6 protein-coding genes are annotated in these 6,985 nt (G+C 45.4%); 2 read left to right on the forward strand and 4 right to left on the reverse strand.

Annotated features, from left to right (window positions below):
- Positions 1-86: 86 nt before the first annotated feature.
- Both JHD45_RS16855 and JHD45_RS16860 read right to left on the reverse strand, forming a co-directional pair.
- Positions 87-1,007, reverse strand: a complete 921-nt coding sequence (locus JHD45_RS16855; protein ID WP_199477660.1) for a helix-turn-helix domain-containing protein — start codon at positions 1,005-1,007, stop codon at positions 87-89.
- A gap of 247 nt (positions 1,008-1,254) precedes the next feature.
- The gene (locus tag JHD45_RS16860; protein WP_067017185.1) at positions 1,255-1,737 is read right to left on the reverse strand and encodes an Lrp/AsnC family transcriptional regulator; all 483 of its coding nucleotides are present in this window, start codon (positions 1,735-1,737) and stop codon (positions 1,255-1,257) included.
- A gap of 160 nt (positions 1,738-1,897) precedes the next feature.
- Here JHD45_RS16860 and JHD45_RS16865 point away from each other — a divergent pair, with 160 nt between their 5' ends.
- Positions 1,898-4,003, forward strand: coding sequence for an alpha-ketoacid dehydrogenase subunit alpha/beta (locus tag JHD45_RS16865; protein WP_199477661.1), 2,106 nt, complete (start codon positions 1,898-1,900; stop codon positions 4,001-4,003).
- Positions 4,004-4,012: 9 nt separating this feature from the next.
- Positions 4,013-5,302 (forward strand): dihydrolipoamide acetyltransferase family protein, encoded by a 1,290-nt coding sequence (locus JHD45_RS16870; RefSeq protein ID WP_199477662.1) that lies wholly within the window; start codon positions 4,013-4,015, stop codon positions 5,300-5,302.
- 59 nt (positions 5,303-5,361) lie between these two features.
- Here JHD45_RS16870 and paaX read toward each other — a convergent pair whose 3' ends face one another.
- Both paaX and JHD45_RS16880 read right to left on the reverse strand, forming a co-directional pair.
- Positions 5,362-6,288, reverse strand: a complete 927-nt coding sequence (gene paaX / locus JHD45_RS16875; RefSeq protein ID WP_199477663.1) for a phenylacetic acid degradation operon negative regulatory protein PaaX — start codon at positions 6,286-6,288, stop codon at positions 5,362-5,364.
- 67 nt (positions 6,289-6,355) lie between these two features.
- Positions 6,356-6,985, reverse strand: a 630-nt coding sequence (locus JHD45_RS16880; protein ID WP_418903784.1) for a hypothetical protein, incomplete at its 5' end; no start/stop codon positions are given.

Here is a 6,985-nt window from a genome sequence, read left to right on the forward strand (position 1 = left end):
ATTAAAAATTGCGACTAACTAAGATCATAAAAACTCTTCTTGATAGGGGACTTGGATTTATCCGCCAACCGTATTGGACGATTACGTCATTGTTCCATCAAGCTGGGAGGCATGTTGTATTTTTTGCGAAACTCGCGATAAAAGTAGGATAAATCATTGAACCCAGAACGTAATGCTATATCCGTAATGCTTTCATTCAGTAAACCGTCTTTTCGTAAACAAAGCTGCTTGTAGGCATATTCCAGTCGTGAACTGATAATTCTATGTTTGGGGGTTTCACCTAACACTTGAAAATGTCGCTGTAATGTTCGTTCGGAAATATTCAGATGAGACGCGATTTCCCGTGGAGAAAAATTTGAGTTTAAGTAATAACGGTTAATGAGAGCTAAGGCCTTTGACAGTAACTGTTCGCTTGGCTCTGCATGAGCAACCCGATGATTAGTATGAAGGTAGGCGCTGATTAAGCTAATAAACGCCTCGCCCAGATGCTGTTGATCCATACATTCATAGTCAACCATTTTCTTTAGAACAGAGTATATGGCAAGCCAAAGAGGATCATCCCGTGAGATGTTTACACCACAATCGACATTACCAAAGCGATGTATGGCTTCTTCACGGGGGATATGAAACGATATTTGACGGGATTGACCATAATCGTATCGAAACATCGATGGTTTGACGGAATCGACAAGAAACATATCGCCAGGACGTAACTCGACTGTATTATTTCCTTGCTGAACTTGGCTGTATCCTGAATCTTGTATTAATAGGAAAAAGTATTCCCCTGGGTCTTGGCGTATGGATGCTTTATCCCGCTCTATATGCACAGAGTCAACATCAACAATCGCGGCCTCAAACGCGCCAAAGTGCCTTGTAGTTATGCCGCCATTAATAACGCTCGAGCTGGATTGAGGCTCTATGTTAAATAATCCGCAGACTTGACGGAGTTCAGAAGCAAACACCTCAACAGGCAAGTGATTATGATGAGATTGAAGAAGTGGTTTCATCTAGACCTCATTGGAATTTCTTTATGAGACCTTTGCACGGCGGCTTCGTCCGCGATTTTATACAAAGATCTTCTTCATTATTGTTATTTGATAGACCTTACCGGGTCATTATTGAACCTGCTCATGGCTCGACGAAAGCTCAATGATGAGAAATCCAAAAATATGGGGTTCCATTACTGTCAACAGTACAACATCCAAGGTGCTATCGCCAAGCGCTTTTAGCAATCAAAATGGCAGTGGTGAGTCGTCAAGTCGGTTCACTGATAGGAAATAAGCTCAAAGGAAATTCTCTGGTGATTTTGGGCTGTTTCATTGAAAACATGGTATTGACGGAGCGCACCCCTTTGGCTTGGAGCAGCTTTTTACTTAACAGCTCGTCATAACTGTCTAAATTTTTGGTGATGATTTTTAACAGAAAATCGCAATCACCACTGACGGAATGGCACTCTTGTATTTCTGGGCATTCCCGTACAATTGTCAAAAAGGGGGCTAAGGTTTCAGGGTGATGGTTGTCCATTGACACCTGAGCAAAAGCGATCACATGCAAGTTCACCTTTTTGGCATTTAACTCAGCGGTATAGTTGGTTATATAGCCTTCATCTTCCAAACGTTTTAAGCGTCGCCAGCATGGCGCGGTCGAAAGACCAATCTTCTCGGCTAACTCCTTGTTACTTAAGCGTCCGTCTTTTTGTAAAGCGGCTAAGATACTGATATCAAACTTATCAAGCATAAGAATGTTTCCATTTATTGTTATTTGGAGAAACGATATTGCTTAGTTTGGCAAAAGCTCAGCAATTAAGAAAGATAATTTCGCTGAAGTATCGATAACATTAACTACATCATACCAATAACAATAAAGCTGAAAAGCTGCCAACAAATGGTGTACGACTATGAATCAAGTATTGAGAGAAGCTACCCGCACAAAGCGTCCCCCTAAAAGTGAGCCTGCTGTCGATTGGAGGCATATCAGCCGATTGATGTTGCAATCGCGGGCCCTTGATGAGATTGAAGAGAAAGAATTGGTGCCTGAAAAGCTGGTGTTTAATCAGTTTTCTGCCCGCGGTCACGATTTTTCCCAGATTTTGTTAGGCTCTCTGCTAACCCATCCGCACGATGGGGCAACCGGCTATTATCGGTCTAGACCTTTTGTAATGAGCCTTGGCATTCATTTAGATGATGTTGTTGCTTCCCCAATGGCCAAAGCTGGAGGTTACAGTGATGGAAGAGACATTGGCGTGGTATGTAATTTTCCCAATGCCAATAGAAATGGCGCCATGCTGTTTCCTATGTGTGGCGGCGTCGGGGCGCAATACACGCCGATCTCCGGTTGGGCACAAGCCATTCTCTATCGTAAAAATCAATTAAAAGATTTTAGTTATACGGGGGCCATTGGCGTTTCCATGGGAGGGGATGCCTCCATGTCAACCAGCGGTTTTTGGTCGGCATTGAATATTGCAACCACCAATCATTTGCCGCATTTGTTTTATATTGAAGACAATGGTTACGGTATCTCTGTCCCTCAAGGGGTGCAAACCCCAGGTGGCGATCAAGTCGCTAATCTACGTTCCTATAAAAACCTGAAAATTATCGATGGTGATGGCACAGACCCGCAACGGACGCCATTGCTGATAAAAGAAGCCGTGGATTATGTCCGTTCCGGTAAAGGTACCTGTTTATTAAGGCTGAAAGTGCCTCGTCTATGCGGGCATACTTTCCAGGACACACAAACCTATAAAACGGCCGATTTTATTGCTGAAGAGCAAGCACGAGATCCGCTTCCTAAACTCAAACACTATCTACTAGAAAACGACCTGATGAGTTTGGAGGAATGGGAAGAGCTGGAAGCACAGTCTAATCGAGAGATTCGTGAGTCCGTTGAGCGGGCGAAACAGCGTATGCAGCCGGATCCAGACCAATTGACACGCTTTGTTTACGCGGAAAAAGATCAGGTGCAACTTAGAGGCGGGTTGGCAGCGGATGGTCATCGCTTTCCTGATCATAGTGAAGAGCCCAAACCTGAGGGTGCTCGTCTTAATATGATCGCGGCTATTCGAAAAACACTGGATTATGAGTTATCTACTAACCCTAAAGTAGTTGTCTTTGGTGAGGATGTTGGGCCAAAAGGAGGGGTACACGGTGCAACCTTAGGGCTTAATGAAAAGTTTGGTGACGCCAGAGTGTTTGACACTAGCTTATCTGAAGAAGGGATTATTGGGCGTTCTGTGGGGATGGCACTGAATGGGTTGATGCCGGTGCCGGAAATACAGTTCCGTAAATACGCGGAACCGGCCGCAGAGCAACTGTCCGATACGGGAATTATGCGCTGGCGTACCCATAACCAGTTTGCTGCGCCCATGGTTGTTAGAATCCCTGGAGGGTTTGCACGTCGAGGTGACCCATGGCACTCCATGAGTGACGAAGTGGAATGGGCGCATAAAGTGGGTTGGCAACTTGCCATACCTTCTAATGCCGAAGACGCGGTGGGTTTGTTGCGCTATGCCCTACGAGACAACAATCCAACCATTTTCTTTGAGCATCGATCTTTGCTGGATAATAGCTGGTCCCGTCGACCATATCCTGGAGATGACTATGTGATTCCGTTTGGCAAAGCGAGGACAATTCTAGTCGGAACAGCTCTAACGGTTGTCTGTTGGGGGGCGATGGTAGAGCGCTGTGAAAAGGCAGCAAAGCGTTTGGATATGGCAATTGAGGTGATTGATCTTAGAACCATTCAGCCTTGGGATAAGGAGGCAGTGTTTGAGTCTGTGGAAAAAACGGGGCGTTGTCTAATTGTTCATGAAGATAATAAAACCGCTGGTTTTGGGGCTGAAATCGCCGCCACGATTGCGGATGAGCTGTTTTTTTCTTTGGATGCACCCATTAAACGCTTGACCATGCCCGATATCCCCAGCCCTCATAATAGTGGCTTGTTAGATCGAGCGCTTCCCAATGAAGACACCATTGCTCACGCAATGAAAAGCCAAATTGAAGTGTGAGGGGCTGTTATGAATCAATCAATCGAGATTACATTGCCGAATAACACGCTGGAAGGCACGATCGCCACCCTGTCTACATGGCTAGTGAAAGAAGGGGAGCATGTGATAAAAGGAGCGCCCATCCTTGAGCTTGAAACCGACAAAGTAGCAATGGAGGTGTGTGCTGAGCAGGATGGGGTGATAGACAAAATGCTTGTGTCCCCTGGTGAAGAGGTGGGTGAAAAAACCATATTTGGCTATTTAGAAAGTGACCTGACACAAGATCAAAAACAGAAAAGCAGCGAATCCATAGGTAGCGAGTTGGAAACCAGCGAGCAATATTCTGCTGAGTCTGAGCGTTCGAACAGAGATCACTCACAGGATGCCGCGACGCCTAAATTAAAAGGGCGCGTAAGAGGAAAAGAAAATCGGCGTCATCTTATTGGTCCAGCGGTTAGAAAGTTACTGAGAAAGCATAATCTCAATATAGAGCAAATTGCTGGTACAGGAATGGGGGGGCGGGTGACTCGAAATGACATTCTGGCTTTTATCAACGAAAAACCTGCTATGGGGTCCGATGATTCAGATTCCCCCATCTCGTCAGGTAACAATAGCGAAGCAAAGAGCCAAATGATTCCCCATACGCCCATGCGTAAAGCCATTGCCAATCATATGGTCGACAGCCTGCTGCGTACTTCGCCCCATGTTACCAGTGTGTTTGAAATGGACATGGGGGCCGTTATCGAGCATAGGAAACTGTGCAAAATGGGCTTTGATGAAGCCGGTGTGAAGTTGACCTTTACCGCGTATTTTGTGATGGCAGCAGCCCAGGCCATCCAAAAAGTCCCAGTCATCAACTCACGATTTCATGAGGAAAGCTTAGAAGTATTGGAAGACATTAACATCGGAGTAGGGACCGCGTTGGGAGACGATGGGCTTGTTGTGCCTGTTATTAAGCAGGTACAGATGAAGAAACTGTTTGAAGTGGCTACCTTGCTGCAACAGCAAACGGAACGTGCCAGACAGGGTAAGTTGACCCCAGCGGACATGAAAGGAGGAACCTTTACCATATCCAATCATGGAGTCAGTGGTAGCCTGTTGGCGACCCCCATCATTATTAACCAGCCCCAGGTGGCGATTTTGGGCATTGGTAAGTTGGAAAAAAGGGTGGTTGTTGAAGAGATAGATGGGCAGGACACCATGGTCATTCGTCCCAAATGTTATGTTTCTCTTAGCATTGATCATAGGGCATTAGATGCCTATCAGGCGAACGCATTCCTGAGTCATTTTGTTGAAACAATTGAACAGTGGGGAAAGTAGCAAGGCAATGAATATCATACAGGGCGTTATTATCTGATGCCCTGTATGACCGGGGCGTGTTAGATATTAAGACCACCAAAACGCTCATAGAATAAAGCGTTAGCTTCTGGCAATGGCCCGTGAACGGACTCTAGATTGTGCTCAATCCATTTTTCCGTTGCTGGCGTGAGTTTGCGATAAATGTTTCGGCACAGTTGTCGAGCGGCTCTGCCTTCCCAGTCTATTGGGAGAAGTTCTCTTGGTAAATGTGGGTCTCTTAGCAAGAGTTTACGGTAGTCATGAATCAGTAGGGTTCGCGTTAAAAAACAAGACTGCGGGTCAAGTGTATCCAGCTCGGAAAGCTCTTGCCAAACCGGTAAAAATAATTCGATAAACTCTTGGTAATGTTGGCTGAGAGCATCCAGATTCCAGCAGTCTCTAACCAATTCTTGTATCGGTTTGTTGCTAAACTGAGTGTTTGATGAGGCCTCAAAGACAATGACTTTCTCTTCTAGATTAAGGGAGAGCAAAATCGCTTTGAGGGTTTGTTTGTCGCAACATGGGCTGGCAATCAGTTGCGTGGAAAACGTGGCAAAGCCTTGCCATTGAAGCTCATCCATTAGTTGCTTTTTTTCATCAGGGTTGAGATGGCTGCCAATAATGAGTAGCCATGAACCGTTCCAAGTTTGTATGTTCGGGCTATAAATGCGCTGAAAAGCTTGCTCGAATTTTCTGTGTCCTTGCGTCGTTAAGCGGTAATAGCTTTTACGGCCGACTTTTTCACTCTCTAGCCAACCGTCCTGCGTCAGTCGAAAAATTGAGGTTCTCATTAAACGTTCGCTAATGCCTATCGGTTCCAGGGCATTGATTAGGCTACCTAGCCAAACGGTACTGCCGTGTGGCTCGATGGTATCACCATACAGAGAAATAATTAAAGAGGAGGCTCTAATAGGTTTTTGGTTTTGAAAACGCTTCAGTAGAGTGTTAAGTGTTTTTAGTTCATTCATTGAGACAGGCTATGAGTATCGTTTGATTGAAGGCACCATTCTCTGAAATGGTGCCTTAAGAGTAAAGCTAATTATTTTTTGGCTTATGATGGCCCGTTTTCAAGCTGGGTCTATCGGCTTCAGGTTCGGTTAAGGGATGACACTCAACCATAGACTCCAAACAGCGAGTGGTCAGGTCGATGTACTCTTGCGTTCCGGTTTGTTTCCATTTTAACTCTTCATCGCTGACTTGTCGGACGAGTCTCGCTGGACTGCCCATTAGGAGTGAGCGAGCGTCACAAGAAAAACGACTTTTAACAAAGGCCGCTGCGGCGACAATAGATTCTGGTCCAATGTTCGCTTCGTCCATCACTACAGCGTTCATGCCGATCAAGCTGTCTTCACCGATAACACAACCATGCAATATAGCGCCATGGCCAATATGTCCATGTTTGCCGATGATGGTATGACTGCCAGCAAACCCATGAACAACACAGTTATCTTGTAAGTTAGATTCTTCCTCCATGGTAATACGGCCAAAGTCTCCTCTTAGGCAGGCGCCTGGGCCAACATAACAGCCTTGTTTAATAATAACATCACCAATTATAACAGCAGTAGGATGAACATAAGCGGTTGGGTGAACCACGGGCGTAACGCCATCAATTTTGTAACAGGCCATCGTTTTTCTCTCTTTTGTATTTGTCTCTTTTTGTATTTG

Source organism: Marinomonas spartinae (assembly GCF_016461715.1).
GTDB lineage: Bacteria > Pseudomonadota > Gammaproteobacteria > Pseudomonadales > Marinomonadaceae > Marinomonas > Marinomonas spartinae_A.